Source organism: Veillonella intestinalis (genome assembly GCF_943192895.1).
GTDB lineage: Bacteria > Bacillota > Negativicutes > Veillonellales > Veillonellaceae > Veillonella_A > Veillonella_A intestinalis.
The window spans coordinates 61,375-80,771 of record NZ_CALPCB010000010.1 but is presented as its reverse complement, the minus strand read 5'-3'; the positions used below and the strand labels follow the sequence as shown (position 1 = coordinate 80,771).

Genomic DNA, 19,397 nt, shown 5'->3' with positions numbered 1-19,397 from the left:
ATTACACCTCAATTACCAAATCGCAAGTTAACACCTAGACCTTTGTCTAATCCTTAACGCTAACGCCTTATGTTAAAGTCTTACATTACAGCCTTATATTAAAACCTTATATTAAAACCTTATGCTAAAACTTTATACAAAGACCTTCCGCTTCAGCTATTGTACACAACCTGTACAACAGCCTATTCATTATATTCTTTTTAGCAGAATTTCTCAATGTTAATTTGTATTTTACTGTCAATAATTGAAAAACATTCAATTTTTTGCCATTTTTACGACACTTTGCCTTCTTTAAAGGTAAAAATCGTAATTTCCCGAGGACAATTATAACGAACTGGGAACCAATGACCTGTGCCATTATTTACATAGCCATACTTCCAACTATCACGATACATACCTTTAAAGTACTTAGTGCCAACAGGTACCAATGGCGTATCGCCTACTACAATCTGTCCACCATGAGTATGCCCAGACAAGGTAACTGGAATATCATGCGCAAAAGCATTTTCGATAAAGTCAGGATGATGCGCTAGCAAAATAACAAAAGCCTCTGATGGCACATTAGCAAGCGCTTCTTTTAAGTATACTTCACGCTGTTCCCCTGTGCGCTCAAAAGAGTACTCTACCCCCGCCAAATATACAGGCCACGAACCACCGCTTAAACGCAAGGATGAATTCCGATGCATCCGCATAGAAATTTTACTAAACGCCTCTAACACAAGTGGTAAATTTTTAAAATATTCGTGATTACCTAATATATAATCAATGCCATCAGGAATTTTAGGGAATAATTCTTCTAAACGACCACATAAAGGATTTAGCCATTCTAATTCATCAATTAAGTCCCCTGTAATAACTAAGCGATCTGGCTTTTCAGCTAAAACAGCTTCTGTAATTTTATCAAAATCATGTAAATCAATAAATGGGCCAATGTGCACATCACTAATTTGTGCTAATTTATAGCCTTTTAAATATTCGGGTAAACTGCGGAATACCAAATCAACATGATTAACTTCTAATTCTTTAGCACCTTCATAGGCTCTAACTACGCCACCCCCAGCTGTCACAGCTGGTACAGCCCAAAGGGCATTTCTAAGAAATCGACGCCGACTATCTTGTTCTTCGTCAGTAGTTTGCTGTGCTCGCCAATTTACCGCCGCTACAACTAGTGCTAACGGAATCATAATAATAAAACACACACCGAGTCCTAATAATAAACCATAATAGCCAATCGCCCAGTGCTTCCACCATTCATATAATGCAGTATCAAAAATTTGTACCTGCGCCAACTGATAGTACGTAGTTCCCCCAATAGCTAGCACTTGTACCGCCACTAACCCCCAAAACCATAATGCACGCCTTGCTACTTTAGTTACCCGTACAATTAAATACGAATTAACAAACACAATTAATAATACAATGAGCGTTGTCATGGCTAAAAACATAAAACGCGCGGACATTCTCTCACCTACCTATCAACAATAATTAAATCTATAATTCATTTCACAATTCATAGTTTATATTTCATGCGTTTGACAATATACTGTCAATTTTCCATGTGGTCCAGCCCAAGGTAAATCTATAAAGTCTTCAGGTGCCACCCAGCGCCACTCGGCATGGTCATCAAAAAGGAAATTAACTGCAGTGTCACGCTGCTCTTGTTGCCACCGCCCTACATAGGCTTCCATATCCCAACAGCGATGGGAAAATACATGTCGCAAAGTAGCTATACAAGAGTCTTGCCACTGAATAGTTGCGCCTTGTTCTTCCCAATAAGCCTTTAAAGGATCTAAACCAATCAAAGGCAATTCTTTTTTGTCTTGCACCAATGCGTCCCTTGGTACTTCTACATTAGGAAATTCCCACATAGAGTGAAGCAAACCTTTACTGGGGCGGCGATGCAATAAATAAGCCCCTTCTTCATTTTGAATTAGTCCAGTAATTACTGAACTAATGGGCACTGCTTTTTTCACAATGCGCACAGGCAACTCAGTCGCTATCCCTAAGGCATCGGCCTTGCACCAACGCCGTAAAGGACAACCTTCACAACGCGGGGCTTTTGGAATACAAACTCGTGCGCCAAAATCCATTAAAGCTTGATTAAAATCACCAGGTCTATCATATGGCAACGTTTCATCAACCAAAGCAGCGATTGCTTTTTTACCAGCTGTGCGCATAATGTCCTCTTGCACGGCGTATAATCTAGCATATACACGAAGTACATTACCATCTATCGCCGCTTCTCGTTGATTAAAAGCGACTGATAAAATCGCCCCTGCCGTATAAGCGCCAACACCTTTTAAGCTTTCAACCTCTTTACGAGTCTTGGGAATCTCGCCACCATATTTATTCATAACTTCTTGAACGCCTAAGCGTAAATTGCGAGCCCTTGAATAATAGCCAAGACCTTGCCAAGCTTTAACAACCGTATCTTCATCAGCAGCCGCTAATGCTTCCTTAGTAGGAAATTGGGTCATCCAATTTTCGTAATATGGTCTCATCGCTTCGATCCGCGTTTGCTGTGACATAATTTCAGAAACCCAAATACAATAGGGATCCTTTGTCTTTCGCCAAGGCAAATCACGTTTATTCAAATCATACCAATGCAATAACTCAGAAGTCCATTCAACTTCTGTAGTCGACATATTCGCTCTATTCACTAATTACGTTCCTTTCGCAAACAAGCTGTAATAGCTTCTATGGTCTCAAATTCTTCAATCGTATCAACATAGGTATTTTCAGCTAATTTTACTTCATCATTATCCTTGCCAAAAATGAGCAATGTATGGAGTAGCTTACCAGCTAATACTTCAGGAATCCACGTATCATCGCCTTTCCACATCAGTTCATAAGGGATGTCTGAAAAAGAAAACCATTGCGGCTCCATTTCTTCACTTTCTAGTGGTAAACCTTCGTACTGTTTAACAATATATGTATAATTAAGATGATTTAATGTTTCTTCATAGGGAAACTGGAAATTCATAATGGCTACCGGTATTAAGTCTTCTGGGTTTACGATTAATGACACTTCTTCAAAGATTTCACGGACTGCACATTGCCGAAATGTTTCATCCTCCTGTTTTTTACCACCAAAACCATTATATTTACCGGCTCCAAAGCCTCGTTTCTTACGACCTAATAAAATTTCTTGCTTATCATTTATAATTAAGCACAAGGTAGTAGGTTTCATACAAACTCCTCACTAAGCATTCTCCTATATTTGCGAATGCTTATTACTCTACTTTTATTATTATAATCATTATATAGAAATTTTTAAAATTATCTATACTAATTAATTATATCATACTGCCCAAAAGTCCCAACCTGTGATAGTATTAAATAAGAGAGGTGCACTTATGAACGAACCACTAATATTTAATATCGCTATAGGCCGTAGTAAACCTGAAAATATTCGCCATCGTGAAGTAGCCTGTCCCTTCTGTACTGTCGATCAATTAACCAATATATTAGAAACAGAAGATGATATTATTTGGCTTATGAACAAATATCCTGTATTAGAACGAACTTGGCCTACAGTTATCATTGAAACCCATGATTGCTTTAGTGAGTATTCACGCTATACGCCTGAGCAAGCGGAAAAAGTTCTAGCCTTTTCATTGCATAAATGGCAAGAAACTATGGAACGTGACGAATTTAAATCTGTACTCTATTTCAAAAATTTCGGCCCTATGTCAGGCGGCTCCATTCGCCATCCACACAGCCAAATTATTGGTCTTTACGACTATGACTATCGGCAAGATATTAAAGAACATCATTTTGAAGGACCCATCTTAAAAGAAGATCCAAACTTAGTAATTACCCTATCGAGCCAACCAATTATTGGCTTCTTCGAATTTAATATGAAGTTTAACCAACAAACGTCCTTAGCCTTAATGAGTCGTCGCATACAACAACTACTTCAATATATATTGACAGATTTTTCTAAACATAGTGGCTCCTATAACTTATTCTTCTACGATTTGCATACCGATTCACAGTATGTTAAAATAGTACCTCGTTATATTACTTCGCCTCTATATGTAGGCTATTCAATTAGCCAAATTAGTAATACAGAGCGCATTGAGCAAGTCAAAGAGGAACTAAATCGAGACTTTTTCAAATAGTACAATTAAGTAAACTTCCATTATTTTAAGGAGAACCTATGAAAATTTTTGCCATTGGCGATCTTCATTTTTCAGGAGAACCACCTACTAAGCCAATGGATGTGTTTGGCCCCCATTGGCAAAATCATCGTGACCGAATTATTACAGCTTGGCAGGAACAAGTAAGTCCAGAAGATATCGTCTTTGTTGTAGGGGATATTTCCTGGGCTTTAAAATTGGAGGAAGCCGTCCCTGATTTACAAACAATCGCCAATTTACCTGGACAAATTTATTTAATTCGTGGCAATCATGACTATTGGTGGAGTAGTGCTAATAAAATGAATGCTGCTCTAAATCATAGCCTTACCTTTTTACAAGGTCATGGCACGGCTGTAAACAATATTGCTTTTGGAGGCACACGCGGTTACTTATGCCCCCGTGATACATCCTTCAATGAAGATTCGGATACTTCCATTTACGCTCGCGAGTTACTTCGCACTGAAGCAGCTTTACAAGAAATGGAAAAAGCCCTATCAAACTATGAAAAGACTAGCGCAAATCAAAAAGTATTACCTACTCTGCGCATTTTATTATTACACTATCCCCCATTTAATGATAAAAATGAAGCGAGTGGTTTTACCGATTTATTGGCTAACTATAAAGTCGACCACTGTATTTTTGGTCATTTACATGATAAAACATCCTTTGAACGTATACCTGACCATTTTGGCAACACACAATTACATTTAGTATCTGCTGATTTTATGAATTTTAAACTAAAACAAATTATATAGCGAAAGCAAGGTATATAACTAATACAATTCATCATAACTAATACAATTCATATAACTAATACAATTCATATAACTAACACAATTCATATAACTAACACAATTCATATAACTATCACAATTCATATAACTAACACAGAGTATATAATATAAAACTAAGAATATAAGGAGCGAATATGAGTCGAATCCATAAAGAACATTTACAAGCCGGCTATATTTTTGGCGATACGGCTAACGAAGAATATGTGTATCTACCTGCTGGTGAAGTCGGTGTAGACCACCCTATGTGTGTCCTAGAGCGTCAAGGCAGTTATGAAGATGTAGAGTTAGAAGAAGCGGCTCACCTCATCGACCGTTTAACGCTAAAACCTTGTAGTCATCCTAAACTAGGCAAACGTTCCTTTTAAAAGCTGGGATTAGGTTCACAAAGTTTTAGAATAAAATATACTATAATAGCACAAAAAAGCTGTAACAAACTGATGGCCAAAGCCACGTTTTGTTACAGCTTTTATATTAGTAAGTTATACTTACCACAATTTTAATCTTCCGAACCAAACGGCACTAATTTTTGAGCCTGTTCACGATGCATTGGTTTAATTGAACGATTAGCCACTTTAAAGGCTAACGCGATAACAGCCGCATCATCTACCCAACCAAGACCTGGGATACGATCCGAAATCACATCAATTGGTAAAATCAAATACCCTAAAGCCCCTGCAATAATAGCTTTTACATATTTTGGGGTATCTGGATCACGAAAACAATAGAATAGAATACATGCGCGACGTAAAAATGCTACATTTTTACCAATCCCGCTAGCAAAGCGTAAAAACTTAGATGACGAAAAAAACTTCGCGTACTTTAATAACTTTAAAGGACTCATTAAAACTCACTCCTATATACTACGGTACTTAGCCTGACTTACTAAATTATTTTTGTAATTTAGATTTGGCTTCATCAACAGTTTCTTCTACTTTGCCTTTTACTTCTTCCGCTTTATCTTTAGCTTTATCAGCTAAATCACTCGCTTTATCAGCTAATTCTTCTTTTTTATCTTTTGCTAAATCAGCTAAGTCACTAGCCTTATCTTTAGCTTTATCAGCTAAATCACTCGCTTTATCAGCTAATTCTTCTTTTTTATCTTTTGCTAAATCAGCTAAGTCACTAGCCTTATCTTTAGCTTTATCAGCTAAATCACTCGCTTTATCGGCTAATTCCTCTTTTTTGTCTTTTGCTAAATCAGCTAAATCGCTAGCCTTATCTTTAGCTTTATCGGCTAAATCACTTGCTTTATCAGCTAATTCTTCTTTTTTATCTTTCGCTAAATCGACTAATTCTTCTTTTTTATCTTTTGCAGAATCTACTAAATTGCTCACTTTTTTCACAACCTCTTCTCGTTTATCACCTGCAGAAACAATAAAATCACTTACTCGTTCAACTACATCTTCTTTACGATTGCCAGCTACGGACAATAAATCACTTAATTTCCCTAATACAGTGGACTTCACATCATCAGTAGATTTTACAGCAGAGCTTGCACCACCAGCGGCTAAATCTAAAGCTGCGCCACTAACAGTCACCAATAAAGCTCCAATACCGGATAAAGCATGTTTAGCATTAGCAATATATTCTTTATCAGAATTAGCAATCGCTTTACCCGCTACACCTGCTACGGCAGCGGCAGCAACACCAAGCACTACATTTTTTAAAGAGCCAAGATTAGCTAATGTATCGCCACTAAATAATTCACTTAAATTAAGACGACTAAGACCTAAGAAATCATCTTTATTAACGCCAGCTTCTGCTAAGAAATCTTTACCTTCATCACCTAATGGTTTGTTTCTCATTGGCGAATCCATAAGTGCTTTAATCGTCGTTTTGTTATGATCAATAATATCAGCTAAACGTTCTCTATATTCAGAGAAATCACCAGGCATAGGCATGCCACCTTCAACCCAAGTTTTAGCACATTTACCTACTGCGTACGTCAAACAGACAGCAAGGGGAATTTTAATTTTTGGATTAGGCAATACCGATGTTAGTAAAGCACTTACTAAACTACCACCTAAACCACCGAGGAAGCCAATAATGGCACCAGCTGTTGCGGTATGACCATATACAGCGGCAATGCGACTTACCATATACGCATCATTAGCAATTAAAGCTGTCGTACTAAGTTTTGGTGCCATCACAAGCACGCCAGCACGTGCTGCAGCCCAACGGCAAATAGTTTCAATCTCAGCATCACGATTTGCTAATTCTGCTTCTACAGCCGCTAACGTTCCCTCAGGATGAGTCATCAAATCTTTTACGTCTTCCATCTATACCTCTCCTTTATCACCTGTAAAGTTTAACAATATAATTCAATTATAGACCTTTACTATAATAATTTCTATATAAAGAAGAAAAAATCCTCTTTTTTCCTATATAAATTATGCAAAATAGTAGAAATTAGCTCAATCTTACAAGTATTACCAGCTTGTTAAGCCTCCGTCTATAGTCCAAGCTGCGCCTGTTACAAAGGATGCTTTGGAGCTTAATAAAAAGGCAATTACTTCACCAATTTCTTCTGGTTTTGCAATTCGACCCAATGGATAGTGGGTAGCCATTTCTTCCATAGCTTCTTCAAAGGTTTGATTGCTTTCTGCCAGCTGACGTGCTACTAAGGATGTATCCACATCGCCAGGACAAACACAATTTACCCGCACATTATGTACTGCCATTTCAAGAGCTAAAGATTTGGTAAAGCTTACAATAGCACCTTTAGAAGCTCCATATACAGAGCACGCTACATTCCCCTGCAAGCCGGCATCACTAGATACCGTCACAATACTGCCTTTAGTACGCCGTAAACAAGGTGCTGCTGCTTGACATAAAAAGACAGTTCCTTTCACATTGGTGCCAATCATTTCATCGAAATCTTGCTCCGTTACTTCATCCAATAATTCTTCTTTATAAAAACCTGCTGCCGTAACCAAAGCACTAATATCACCAAATAAACGACAAGTTTCTTCTACAATGCGACGACAATTCATAACCTTACTTACATCGCCTTGTACAAAACGAACTTTAGAGGAAATGCGTCGTAATTTAACTACTGCTTCTTGTCCTGCCCGTTCATTGCGCCCATTAATGACTACACACCAACCTTGTTTCAATAATAACTGTGCGGTAGCGAAGCCAATACCGGAGGTACCGCCACTAATAAGGGCTACTTGATTTTCACTATTAATTGGCATACAATCACCGTCCTTCACTTACCAATGAGTCACTGCATAATCATAAGTCAATTTACAAAGCATGCTCACTGTTGTAGCAATAAACACAAAACGAACTAAGCCTACGCCTTTTTTAATGGCTAGCCGCGAGCCCAATGTGGCTCCAATAATCTGCCCAGCGCCAGCCGATAAACCTAACACATAATCTACGTGACCTAGTGCCAAAAATAATATTAAAGAACCTAAATTACTCGTAAAATTAAGTAACTTTGCATTACCTGAAGAATATAAAAAGTTAAACCCTGCATAGATAAACATGAATATCAAAAAAGTACCTGTGCCAGGTCCTACAAACCCATCATAAAAGCCAAGCGTCAAAGCGCCTAATGCCAAGAGTAGTAACTTTTTCTGCGAAGCCCCTGCATAGGTAGTTACGGTGCCCCAATCTTTTTTAAATAATACAAATAAGAGAACACTAACTAATAAAACAATAATAATCGGCTTCAAATATAAAGGGGGAATGCTAATAACCAACCACGTACCTAGTAGTGAACCAATAAAGGTAATCGGCATTAACTTTTTTACGAGGGGCCATTCTACCATGCCAGACCGTGCGTAAGCAATAGACGCTGTTAACGCGCCAAATACACTAGATAATTTATTACTACCTAACGCTACACTAGGCGGTAAATTAGTCAGTAACATCGCCGGCACTGAAATTAGACCGCCACCCCCAACAATAGAATCTACAAAACCTGCTAAAGCACCTGCTACAAATAAAACTAAGGGTAGCATCAACGCAGGATCTACCATGCTTACTATATCCATATATTCCTCATTTCAAACGACTTAGAATCGTTTTATAGCCATCGGCGCCATATACTAAACACCGCTTTACTCGGCTAATAGTAGCAGTACTAGCACCGGTTGTTTCTACAATGTTATCATAACTTTCACCAGATTCTAACATCCGTGCGACCTGCAAACGCTGTGCCAATGCTTTTAGCTCATTGACCGTACAAATATCTTCAAAGAATTCATAACACTCATCGATTGTTTCCAAAGCTAATATAGCCTGGAATAACTGGTCATTCATAGGATTGCGTAATTTCTCATTGACACTCATAAAGATCCTCCCTTAGTAATTTAGATTTATTTTAATTATATTACATAATGGGGTAAAAGAAAAAGACTTTCACACAAAAAAGTGCAAAAGTCTTCTTCATAATTAATAACTAGCTTATTTCATCCTTAGAAAGCTGAAATAATAGAACCTTTGAAGGTATCTTCGATAAATTTCTTAGTTGCCTCAGATTGATAAATAGATAAGAATTTTTTAACAGTTTCACTATCTTTATCCCCTTCACGTACAGCTACTACATTAGCAAACGGAGACTCTTTACTTTCTACTACTACAGCATCCTTCAATGGATTAAGACCAGCATTTAGCGCATAGTTAGTATTTACACAAGCAATATCCACATCATTTAAAGAACGAGCAATTTGTGCTGCTTCCAATTCTTTAATCTGAAGATTTTTAGGATTTTCCACAATATCTGCTACAGTAGATTTTGGACTGCCCCCATCTTTTAATTTTAAAAGGCCTGCTTGTTGTAATAACAATAAACCTCGACCACCATTAGTTGGATCATTAGGAATTGCTACCGAAGCACCATTTGGAACAGTGCTCAAATCTTTATACTGATTAGAATATAAACCCATTGGTAATAAAATAGTCTTACCTACGGATACTAAATGTAGACCTCGTTCGGTCACCATGTTGTCCAAGAATGGCTGATGTTGGAACGAATTAGCACTCAACTCTTTTTGTTCTAAAGCAATATTCGGTTGAATGTAGTCATTAAATTCCACTACTTTAATTTTAAAACCTTGTTTTTCTGCTTCTTTAGCAACAAAATCCATCACTTGCGCATGAGGTCCTGCCGTTACCCCAACAGAAAATTCTTGATTAGTGCCATTTGCACTTTCTTTGCTATCACTACCACAGCCCACTAATACAAGAGCAAATGTAGCGATAGCAGCCAATAAAAACGCTAATTTTTTCATGTGTGTTCCCTCTTTCTCTCAAATCTCAATTTACTACTATTTTAAAATACTATCTAAAAACTATTAACTACAACTAACAAACCAGTTGTACTTAGCGTTTATTCACTTTGCGGGATAAGAAATCACCACAAGATTGAATCAATTGTACTAAAACAATTAAGATAACGATAGTTGCTAACATTACATCCCCTTGGAAACGTTGGTAACCATAGCGAATAGCGATGTCCCCAAGACCACCACCACCGATAGCACCAGCCATAGCGGAGTAACTAATCAAGTTAACAATTAATACCGTAATATTGTCAATAATAGTAGGCAAGGCTTCTGGCAATAACACTTTGCGAATGATTTGCAAAGGTGACGCCCCCATAGCTTGTGCCGCTTCAATAACACCACTATTAATTTCACGAATCGACGTTTCTACTAAACGCGCTAAAAATGGAATTGCCGCAATAGTTAATGGTACACAAGCGGCGGTAGTACCAATAGAGGTACCCGCAATAATACGAGTCAATGGGATAATAGCTACCATCAAAATGATAAATGGTATCGAACGCAAGGCGTTTACAACAGCCCCTAACACTGTATTTAATGCTTTATTTTCTAAAATATGGCCTTTGCCAGTAATAACAAGAATAACCCCTAATGGAATCCCAATAATAGTGGCTACCACGGTAGAGATAATTGTCATCTGTAGGGTTTCACCTAGCCCTTGAATCAACAAATTAATGATTTGTTGCGACATAGCCAATCACCTCACTTCCAATAGGTAACTCTTTCAAGTATTGAATGCCTCGTTCTTCATTTTCTCGTTCCCCATCTAGTACAACGATCAAATGACCAAAGCTTTTATCTTGAATATAGTCAACACCGCCAAATAGTATGCTTACGTCAAGACCAAAACGCCGAATCATACCAGCTACAATAGGCTCATCCACTACATTGCCAACGAAATTAAGGCGAATAATAGGATGTAATCCTTCACGCCATTCAGGTTGTACGTTCAAATGACGCCAAGCTTCTTCTGGCAACTTATGACTGATAATAGCGCCAACAAATTCTTTGGTCGTTTTTTCTTTAGGTCCAGTAAATACATCAACAACAGGCCCTTCTTCTAAGATAACGCCACCTTCAATAACCGCTACACGGTCACAGATTTCCTTAATCACTTGCATTTCATGAGTAATGAGGACAATCGTTAATTTTAACTTTTCATTAATATCCTTCAACAATTCTAAAATAGATTTAGTTGTCTGTGGATCAAGCGCTGACGTTGCTTCATCACAAAGCAATACTTTTGGATTACTTGCCAAGGCACGAGCAATCCCTACACGCTGTTTCTGACCTCCAGATAATTGCGATGGATAGTTATTTAAACGGTCGCTCAATTTTACAATGTCTAAAATTGGTAATATGCGCTCTTTAATTTCCGCTTTGCTAAGGCCTTGCAATTCTAACGGAAAGGCCACATTGTCATATACTGTACGAGAAGATAGTAAGTTAAAATGCTGGAAAATCATACCAATATTTTTACGCTGTTCTCGTAAATCTTTATCACTTAATTTTGTTAAATCTACACCATCAACAACCACTTCACCAGAAGTAGGTCGTTCTAACATATTAATACAGCGAATCAATGTAGATTTACCAGCCCCACTTTGGCCAATGACACCAAATATTTCCCCTTCCTTTACAGAAAGGCTAATATCCTTCAAGGCTTCTACACGATTCGGTCCTTCATAAACCTTACTGATATGCGTCAGTTCAATCATGTGATCGCTCTCCTTTTCTCAAAACACTCTCTATTGAAATACATATAAAAACAAAAAACTCTCCATAACACATGAAGAGTAGTTCCCTGTTCTTCATCTGTCGAAGTGATTACTTCGTTGGAATTGGCACCGTTCCTATTTGGATGGTTGCCGCGACTTCATCGGGCCAGTCCCTCAGTCAACTCTTGATGAACCTATGTATTTTTTAACGTGATAAAATCATATCACTGGATAGACATACTGTCAATAGAGGAATTAAATATATCAAAAATTTTAATCAAGAAATCAAAAAAACGACTTAGCCGTAGCCTGACATAAATTTTTACAAGGCAGACTTTAACTAAGTCGTTTTAATTTTAATTTTTATTTTAATTTTATGTTTACTAATCACTATATAACATAAAAAGCTTAAATTATCATACCCAAAGTTACTGCCACACTTTAAAAGCCTTCCGATTCAACAAAAAACGCGCGCCCATGACGGCAATAGCCCCTGTAATCAATTGTGGCCAACTCATCATAAGCAATACAGCCTTTTCAACTGGATACGGCACGGAAAAACCAATAAATAATAGGGAAAAACTACAATACAGTACAACCCCTTTAGCTACACTACAAACAAAAGTCTGTAACCAAACTGGCTGATTTTGTAATAAACGCCCTAAGATAACAAATACAGAATTGCCAATACCAACCAATGGAATAAATGGAGCAAATGGCAACATGGATTGCATAAACGCGATGATAGGTGTTACCCAAGCAATAACAAGTCCGCTAACTGCACCATAGCGCATAGTTGCCAATAGCATACTTAGCCCTACTAAGGAGCCAATTAGAAACATACTAACCATTGGTGGCACTGGCAAAATCACACGCAAACTTTGGCTTAATAAGGCCACGGCCAACAATAATGCTGTACCTGTTAATGTACGAAGTTCCATAAATTAATTACGCCAAACCTTCCGCCAACAGTTTTTCATAGCCTTCACGTAGTTTCAACGCCACAGGCCCCACTTTGCCATCACCAACAGGTTGACGGTCTAATTTTGTAATCGGAATAATACCGCCAATGGTATCGGTAAAGAATAATTCATCCGCAGAATCTACAAATTCACGATCAAATTCCTTTTCAATCAAGGATACCCCTGCCGTAGGTGCTACTCTGGTCACTACTAACTGACGTGTAATCCCTTTTAGAATCAATTCATTAGCAGGATGAGTATATAAAATACCATCTTTAACGGCAAATACATTGGACGTTGCCCCTTCAGTACAAATGCCATCACGGAACAACACAGCTGAATAAGCAAATTTCTTTTCTGCCTTTGTTTGTGCCAAAATATTAGGAATTAAATTCAACGTCTTAATATCTACATGATGCCAACGTTCATCTGGTAAGCTAATGGCTTTTACCCCTTCCCCTAATTTACTTAAATCTTCTTTAATTGGGCGAATGTACATATACATGGTAGGATCCAATTTAGCTCGGTCATACGCATGATGGCGAGGTTCTACGCCTCGAGTAATTTGTAAATAAATATAGCCATCCGTAATACCACTTTGTTCAATCATAATTTCATGTAATTCTTGTAAATCTTCTGGTGGCATTTTTACAGGAATATCCATGAAACGCATGGAACGATAGAGTCGATCTTGATGATAGGAAAAAGCAAAGCAACGACCATTAAAAACACGAGTTACTTCATATACACCATCACCAAAACAATAACCACGGTCATCAAGACTCACACATTTAGCACCTGGTTCAACAAATTCACCATTAAAATAGGTTAACTCTTTCATTGGAACACCTCTCTATTCTAAGCTGTGTGGAATACGTAAGTATAAACTACACAAAATACTGACTATAATTATGTTTCGATTATAGCACAGTCCTGAAAAATCTGCACTACCGCCCTAGTAAAATACGACGTACTACTTTAGGCAATTGTTGTAAACCTAATGTCCCCAAATAGGATAAACAAACCGTACAAATATACAATCCAATAACCACTACCGCCGTATACTGTAACTGCGCTTGCGCCATACCATAGGTCAATACAATGAGCATAAACGGATGAATTAAATAAATCCCATAAGACTGATTGCCGATTTGCTCCCAAAATGCCTTCGCCCCACTGCTCATAGGCGTTGCTAAAAAGAAAAACAAGAAAAACAGCGTAGCTGCACCAGTATATATCATCCCCATAGGGCTTAATTGATGTATCGTATAAATAGCCTCTAACAAGGTGTAATGTCGCTCACTTAATACATAATAATAGCTCCCCATCATTAAGGCTACAGAAAAAGCAAACACCATAGTTAAAGCCCCTCGATAGCGCCACAGCCCCTCCACTACGTTTTCATAACGCTCTGCCACTACAGCGCCTAACAAGAATATCCATACATAATGCAACACCCAATAATTAAGCTTCATAGAGTAAGCATATTGTAACCAAGGATTTTGAAACGTAATATGCCCACTATAGTAAGAGGACCAGTAATTAAATGCCACTTGTACCAGAAATAGTAAACTTAACCATACTATAGGCCGTTGCAAAATGCCTCGCACCAGCAATCGCCACAGTGGCATAAGAAGGTAGAACCAAAGCAAAATGACTATAAAATATAAATGGTAATATCCATTTCCAAAGAATAAGGTAGGCAATAAATACCGTGGTAAAAACCCAGCTAAACTACCGGCAGAAATACCGGCATACAAAATATATAATAATGACCAAGCTACATAGGGAAATAACACTACACGAGAACGTCGCCAGAGAAAATCCTTGTAAGAAAAATCAGCCATACTTGACGTATGATAAAATAGGCCAAAAGCGGATAAAAAGAAAAAAGCCGGCACTGTAAACCGAGACAATATCTCGAGCAACCCTATGAGCTGTGTATTTGCCTGGGGATTACTTAATGCAAAGGAGCCCACATGAATCCCAATAACGCCTAACATACAAAGCCCGCGCATATACGTAATTTCAGGTAAAAACGACTGTTTCAAAACAGTTCTCCTCTCTAACAAAAACAGGACGAAGGACTAAGCCCTCCGTCCCGTATACATCTGTCTATTCTTTCGTTACTGGTACTGGTGTGGACATAGCGCCACTAGTATCAGTCGTCGGTGCCACCGCACCATTAGCTGCTGCTTTAGCTTTTGCCTCTGCTTCAGCCTTAGCTTTTGCTTCTGCTTCTGCTTTAGCCCGTGCTTCTGCTTCTCGCTGTAAACGCAATTCTTTTTGTAATGGAGCTACTGGTTGATCATATACAGTAATATCCGTTTCGAATAAACGGCCCCAAGGGAATCGAGCAGATACTGTCCGAGGATCGATTTTTAAATATTTTTCAGCAAAATCTTGCACTCGTTCACCCATATAGGCTTCTAGTTTCTCATTTAACGTACCAGTATAGCGCACATTATCCGTACGAATGGAATCTTGCATACGATAAATATCCTTACGAATATTCGCCTGATATGCCCAGTTATCCAAATATTGTTGTGTCAACATATTGCGCTTTTCTTGTTCTGGCATAACTTTGCCTAAAACACCTTGCGCAATAGCATAACCAACCGTATTACTTGCCGTATTCCAACCATTATAAGATTCTACTTTATATAACAAATCACGTTTATAAAGGCCATATACAAAGGTATTATCAGCGCCATTGGAGTAAGAAATATCAGCTACACTCACTGGCACCTGTTGATTAATAGCCGTTTCAATTTTATCTAAAAAGGCATTTGTACTAGCTGAAATCATTGGGAAGTTTTCAAATGCTTCTGATTCCCCAGTTACCTTGCCTAATGGTGTATTCACAGCCAATAAAATATCTGGTTTACCATTGGTTGTCATGGTACCGCCTACAGCTTCAATATGTTCTGCAATCGTTTTAGCCACCGACTGATCTTCATAGTGAGGTACCGTTTCACCAGCACCACCTAATGGATAAATCATTTCAAAAGATGGTTTTAAATTATTGCGGTCCACATGAGCCCGAGCAATGAGCAATAAACCTAATTGGTCTGCCCCAGGGAAGCTACCATATTGATCAACTTTAAGACCTTTACTATATAATTTCAAGTAACGACTTTCCAAAGCGGATTGGGATAACGTGCTTGTATCATCATGACCAAGAGCGAAATATTTGAAAACACCTTTACGTGTTTCATCAATTAACGCCCGATTTACAGTCATATTCTTTTGACGACGATTAAACCAATCTTGTAAATATTCAATAGGCACAGTAGCTTGTAATTGCACTAAACTAGCTTGTTCTTCTTGGCTTAAATTACCTGCGTCTAATTTATCTTGTAAGGCCGCAATTTGGAAAATTGTTGGGCCATATTCATCATAATACGAAGGCTCTACACCGCCACCACTAGCACGAGGTGAACGCATGACAGTACCGAACGCATAAATTGGTACATTTGGATATTTAGCATGCAAACTGCCAATCTGCTTAGTCCGATTTAATAACATATTTAAAGATAAATTATGTTTACGAGAGTCAACCAAACCGCCATAAATCAAGGTGTCAGTGCTCAATACCATTACATCAGCACGAGCTGCATTTTCATCAACCCATTGCCAAATTTTATCCGCTTCACCATGATAATTTTTACCAGATACTAAATAATCTGGCGGTGTAATTACTGTATAGCCAGCACCTTCAGCAGTATCAACAGTATAAGACAAACTAACTGGCCGGTTATCTTGTGGCACAAATAAAATCGTTGCCGCCGATACTTGCGATGTTCCCCATAACACAGCCGCTGCCAAAGCGCCTGCAAACCAGGAAAATCGTTTACCCAATATACTCAACTCCTTCTTAATTCACTTGCTAACAAACCTGTCTAGCAATACCATCTCCGCACTTATCCCGATGAATAAGTGAAACTATCTAATTTTCATTGAAAATCTCTCTGAAACGACTGTTTATAAGTCTTTTTTAATCTTATATATTATACCATAGGAACATATATAATAAAACTAAAATCCACACTAACAGCCTACTCCTACCGAATGCGTGGCAAACTCCAACTATAGCGTAATGCTAGAGTACGAATAACCACAACAATAATAAATGCACTATACGACGCCATCTGCCATTGCCCGGCATGATAAAACGCATAGTACACAATCCCTCCAATAATAGCGGGTAACGCATAAACCTCTTCCCGCAATACTGACGGTACACGCTGTGCTAAGACATCGCGAATAACCCCGCCACCAACAGCAGTCAAAAGCCCCAAGATAACTGCAAGAACTGGCATTTCAGGATAGTTATATACCCCTATCCCTGCCCCAGTTACAGTAAAAGAGGCAAGACCGAGCGTGTCAGCACCCAGATACATGCGACGCACCCACCGTGTGCCAATATAATGAGCTCGCCGTACGCGATAAATAAAAAAGACCCCAAATGTAACCGCCATTACAATAAACACATAGGTAAACGTACGCAGTGAATTGGGCGGAATATTACCAACAATCAAATCACGCATAATACCGCCACCAATAGCAGTGGCCAAAGCCAACACGAGCATACCAAAAATATCCATTCGCCGACCAATCCCCACAAGAGTCCCTGAAATGGCAAAGGCAATCGTGCCAATAATATCAAACGTAAACCATAGTAATTCCAAGATGAATTCTCCTTTAGTAAAACCCACCACTAATCTATAATGTTTAAATCCCCCAATAATAAATATCTCTCATTCTTAAAGCTACCTCATATTATATCATACACTGACTCCTTTAAAATAACTGGTTTAATTTAGTACATACTTAATTCTAAATAGTAATATATGCCTTGTCTCTTTTAAATAAACATTTGTATTTACAAAAGAGACTTTTAATGATAATATAATTTTCATATTCTGTTTATTTTTCAATAGCGTCAGCTCATAAACTGAGAATACGTATAAGAAGAGAGGGATTGCGATGGAACATTTTATTGTAGTATTAGAAACTATTGTTACAGCAATTAATGATGTACTTTGGGGATACATACTTATGTATGCTTTGGTAGGAATTGGCATTTTCTTTACTATTTATCTAGGGGCTCCACAATTTATTCGCTTCGGTCCTGCCTGTCGTCAAGTCTTTGGTCGCCTTTATAAAGGTCATAAACCTGAAGGCAGTAACAATGAAAAATCGATATCTTCATTTCAAGCACTTGCTGTGGCAATCTCCGCTCAAGTCGGAACCGGAAATGTAGCTGGTGTTGCTACTGCTATTATGGCTGGTGGACCAGGCGCAATCTTCTGGATGTGGTTAAGCGCTATGTTTGGTATGGCTACCATTTTTTCAGAAGCAATATTAGCGCAACATTATCGAGAGGATATTAAAGGCCAATTTATCGGTGGCCCTGCCTTCTACATTTCAAAAGGTCTTAAAAATATTATAGGCTCTAATTCCGCTAACTTTCTCGCGTACTTTTTTTCTATCGCCATTATTATTGCGTTAGGTTTTATTGGTTGCATGGTGCAATCCAATTCCATCGCCTCCTCTGTAAATAGTGCTTTTGGCTTTGAACCTATTTATATTGGCATCTCAATCGCCCTATTAGCTGGTTTAATTTTTATTGGTGGAATACAGCGCATTGCCACCTTTGCCCAATTAGTCGTACCTTTTATGGCGCTTTTATATATTTTATGCGCTATTGCTATTTTATTTAAATTCTCTAATCATATTATGCCTACCTTACAATATATTTTTGAAGGAGCTTTCAACCCATCTGCTATTGGCGGTGGCGCTTTAGGTATAACAATGAAAGAAGCCATTCGTTTTGGTGTCGCTCGTGGCTTATTCTCCAATGAAGCTGGTATGGGCTCTACCCCACATGCTCACGCTACAGCATTAGTATTACATCCCGTATTACAAGGTTTTGTAGCTTTCTTTGGCGTATTCTTTGATACCATTATCATTTGTACAGCTACCGCATTAATTATTCTTTTAACTGGTAGTCATGAACTAGGTCTATCTGGTGCACTTATTACCCAACAAGCCTTTGCTACCGCCTTTGGTGATATTGGACCTGCTATTATCGCTATTTGCTTAACATTCTTCGCCTTTACTACCGTAGTTGGTTGGTACTATTTCGGTGAGTCCAATATTCGATTCTTATTCAAACAAAAAAATATAGCAATTCATATCTATCGTATTATTGTATTAGTATTCATTGTATTAGGTTCTGCTGGTAAAGTAGACTTTGTGTGGAATTTAAGTGATATGTTTAACGGTATTATGGTAATTCCAAACTTAATTGCCTTAATTTTACTACGTAAAGAAATTAAAAGTATCCTTAAACATTACGACGAAAGCCGCCAAGATGGACCACCTTCTTATGAATATCCTGAAGTAAATCAATAGATGGGAAATTCATCAATATTAACAAAATCATATTGTTATCTATAGTCAAAAAGCGCCCTGTGAA

At 38.1% G+C, this 19,397-nt stretch carries 20 protein-coding genes and 1 riboswitch; of the genes, 4 read left to right on the top strand and 16 right to left on the bottom strand.

Translation table 11 applies throughout. From position 1 onward, the window contains the following. Nucleotides 1–272 precede the first annotated feature (272 nt). The 3 genes from NFR27_RS09080 to NFR27_RS09070 are packed head-to-tail and all read right to left on the bottom strand — an operon-like array spanning nt 273 to nt 3,190. On the bottom strand, nt 273–1,460 hold the full coding sequence (locus NFR27_RS09080) for a metallophosphoesterase (RefSeq protein ID WP_251454992.1): 1,188 nt from the start codon (nt 1,458–1,460) through the stop codon (nt 273–275). A 57-nt stretch (nt 1,461–1,517) separates the two neighbouring features. Beyond that, nucleotides 1,518–2,645, bottom strand: a complete 1,128-nt coding sequence (gene mutY / locus NFR27_RS09075) for an A/G-specific adenine glycosylase (protein ID WP_251443926.1) — start codon at nt 2,643–2,645, stop codon at nt 1,518–1,520. A 14-nt stretch (nt 2,646–2,659) separates the two neighbouring features. After that, nucleotides 2,660–3,190, bottom strand: coding sequence for an 8-oxo-dGTP diphosphatase (locus NFR27_RS09070; RefSeq protein WP_251443927.1), 531 nt, complete (start codon nt 3,188–3,190; stop codon nt 2,660–2,662). 166 nt (nt 3,191–3,356) lie between these two features. Here NFR27_RS09070 and NFR27_RS09065 point away from each other — a divergent pair, with 166 nt between their 5' ends. The 3 genes from NFR27_RS09065 to NFR27_RS09055 all read left to right on the top strand — a co-directional run bounded on the left by NFR27_RS09065 (nt 3,357) and on the right by NFR27_RS09055 (nt 5,301). Further along, nucleotides 3,357–4,124 carry a DUF4931 domain-containing protein gene (locus NFR27_RS09065; RefSeq protein WP_251443929.1) on the top strand — a complete coding sequence of 256 codons (768 nt, stop codon included), beginning with the start codon at nt 3,357–3,359 and terminating at the stop codon, nt 4,122–4,124. 38 nt (nt 4,125–4,162) lie between these two features. Beyond that, a complete protein-coding gene (locus tag NFR27_RS09060) occupies nt 4,163–4,897 on the top strand; it encodes a metallophosphoesterase (protein WP_251443931.1) in 735 nt (244 codons plus the stop codon). A 173-nt stretch (nt 4,898–5,070) separates the two neighbouring features. After that, the gene (locus tag NFR27_RS09055; protein WP_251443933.1) at nt 5,071–5,301 is read left to right on the top strand and encodes a hypothetical protein; all 231 of its coding nucleotides are present in this window, start codon (nt 5,071–5,073) and stop codon (nt 5,299–5,301) included. A 131-nt stretch (nt 5,302–5,432) separates the two neighbouring features. Here NFR27_RS09055 and NFR27_RS09050 read toward each other — a convergent pair whose 3' ends face one another. The 13 genes from NFR27_RS09050 to NFR27_RS08990 all read right to left on the bottom strand — a co-directional run bounded on the left by NFR27_RS09050 (nt 5,433) and on the right by NFR27_RS08990 (nt 17,604). Next, complete coding sequence (locus NFR27_RS09050; protein ID WP_251443935.1) at nt 5,433–5,777, bottom strand: YkvA family protein; 345 nt, start codon at nt 5,775–5,777, stop codon at nt 5,433–5,435. Nucleotides 5,778–5,823: 46 nt separating this feature from the next. Then, complete coding sequence (locus NFR27_RS09045; protein WP_251443938.1) at nt 5,824–7,215, bottom strand: hypothetical protein; 1,392 nt, start codon at nt 7,213–7,215, stop codon at nt 5,824–5,826. Between the two features lie 150 nt (nt 7,216–7,365). Beyond that, entirely contained in the window at nt 7,366–8,133 is a 768-nt protein-coding gene (locus NFR27_RS09040; RefSeq protein WP_251443940.1) for an SDR family NAD(P)-dependent oxidoreductase, read from the bottom strand. An 18-nt stretch (nt 8,134–8,151) separates the two neighbouring features. After that, entirely contained in the window at nt 8,152–8,940 is a 789-nt protein-coding gene (locus NFR27_RS09035) for a TSUP family transporter (protein WP_251443957.1), read from the bottom strand. A 7-nt stretch (nt 8,941–8,947) separates the two neighbouring features. Next, complete coding sequence (locus NFR27_RS09030; RefSeq protein WP_251443960.1) at nt 8,948–9,238, bottom strand: YerC/YecD family TrpR-related protein; 291 nt, start codon at nt 9,236–9,238, stop codon at nt 8,948–8,950. 125 nt (nt 9,239–9,363) lie between these two features. Beyond that, nucleotides 9,364–10,179, bottom strand: coding sequence for a MetQ/NlpA family ABC transporter substrate-binding protein (locus NFR27_RS09025; protein ID WP_251443964.1), 816 nt, complete (start codon nt 10,177–10,179; stop codon nt 9,364–9,366). A gap of 91 nt (nt 10,180–10,270) precedes the next feature. Further along, complete coding sequence (locus NFR27_RS09020; RefSeq protein WP_251443967.1) at nt 10,271–10,924, bottom strand: methionine ABC transporter permease; 654 nt, start codon at nt 10,922–10,924, stop codon at nt 10,271–10,273. Then, nucleotides 10,905–11,951 (bottom strand): methionine ABC transporter ATP-binding protein, encoded by a 1,047-nt coding sequence (locus tag NFR27_RS09015; RefSeq protein ID WP_251443971.1) that lies wholly within the window; start codon nt 11,949–11,951, stop codon nt 10,905–10,907. The genes NFR27_RS09020 and NFR27_RS09015 overlap by 20 nt, the downstream gene beginning before the upstream one ends. 90 nt (nt 11,952–12,041) lie before the next feature. Further along, nucleotides 12,042–12,146: riboswitch (SAM riboswitch) on the bottom strand. A gap of 233 nt (nt 12,147–12,379) precedes the next feature. Beyond that, the gene (locus NFR27_RS09010; protein ID WP_251443974.1) at nt 12,380–12,892 is read right to left on the bottom strand and encodes a hypothetical protein; all 513 of its coding nucleotides are present in this window, start codon (nt 12,890–12,892) and stop codon (nt 12,380–12,382) included. Between the two features lie 7 nt (nt 12,893–12,899). Then, a complete protein-coding gene (dat, locus tag NFR27_RS09005; protein ID WP_251443977.1) occupies nt 12,900–13,754 on the bottom strand; it encodes a D-amino-acid transaminase in 855 nt (284 codons plus the stop codon). Between the two features lie 106 nt (nt 13,755–13,860). After that, nucleotides 13,861–14,964: an acyltransferase gene (locus NFR27_RS09000; protein WP_251454991.1), complete on the bottom strand. Its 1,104-nt coding sequence runs from the start codon at nt 14,962–14,964 to the stop codon at nt 13,861–13,863. Nucleotides 14,965–15,028: 64 nt separating this feature from the next. Continuing rightward, nucleotides 15,029–16,774, bottom strand: a complete 1,746-nt coding sequence (locus tag NFR27_RS08995) for a DUF4127 family protein (protein ID WP_251444188.1) — start codon at nt 16,772–16,774, stop codon at nt 15,029–15,031. Nucleotides 16,775–16,977: 203 nt separating this feature from the next. Next, nucleotides 16,978–17,604: a trimeric intracellular cation channel family protein gene (locus NFR27_RS08990; RefSeq protein ID WP_251444185.1), complete on the bottom strand. Its 627-nt coding sequence runs from the start codon at nt 17,602–17,604 to the stop codon at nt 16,978–16,980. 298 nt (nt 17,605–17,902) lie between these two features. On the opposite strand from NFR27_RS08990, the gene NFR27_RS08985 reads away from it, so the two are divergent. Beyond that, nucleotides 17,903–19,333 (top strand): alanine/glycine:cation symporter family protein, encoded by a 1,431-nt coding sequence (locus tag NFR27_RS08985; RefSeq protein ID WP_251444182.1) that lies wholly within the window; start codon nt 17,903–17,905, stop codon nt 19,331–19,333. Nucleotides 19,334–19,397 lie beyond the last annotated feature (64 nt).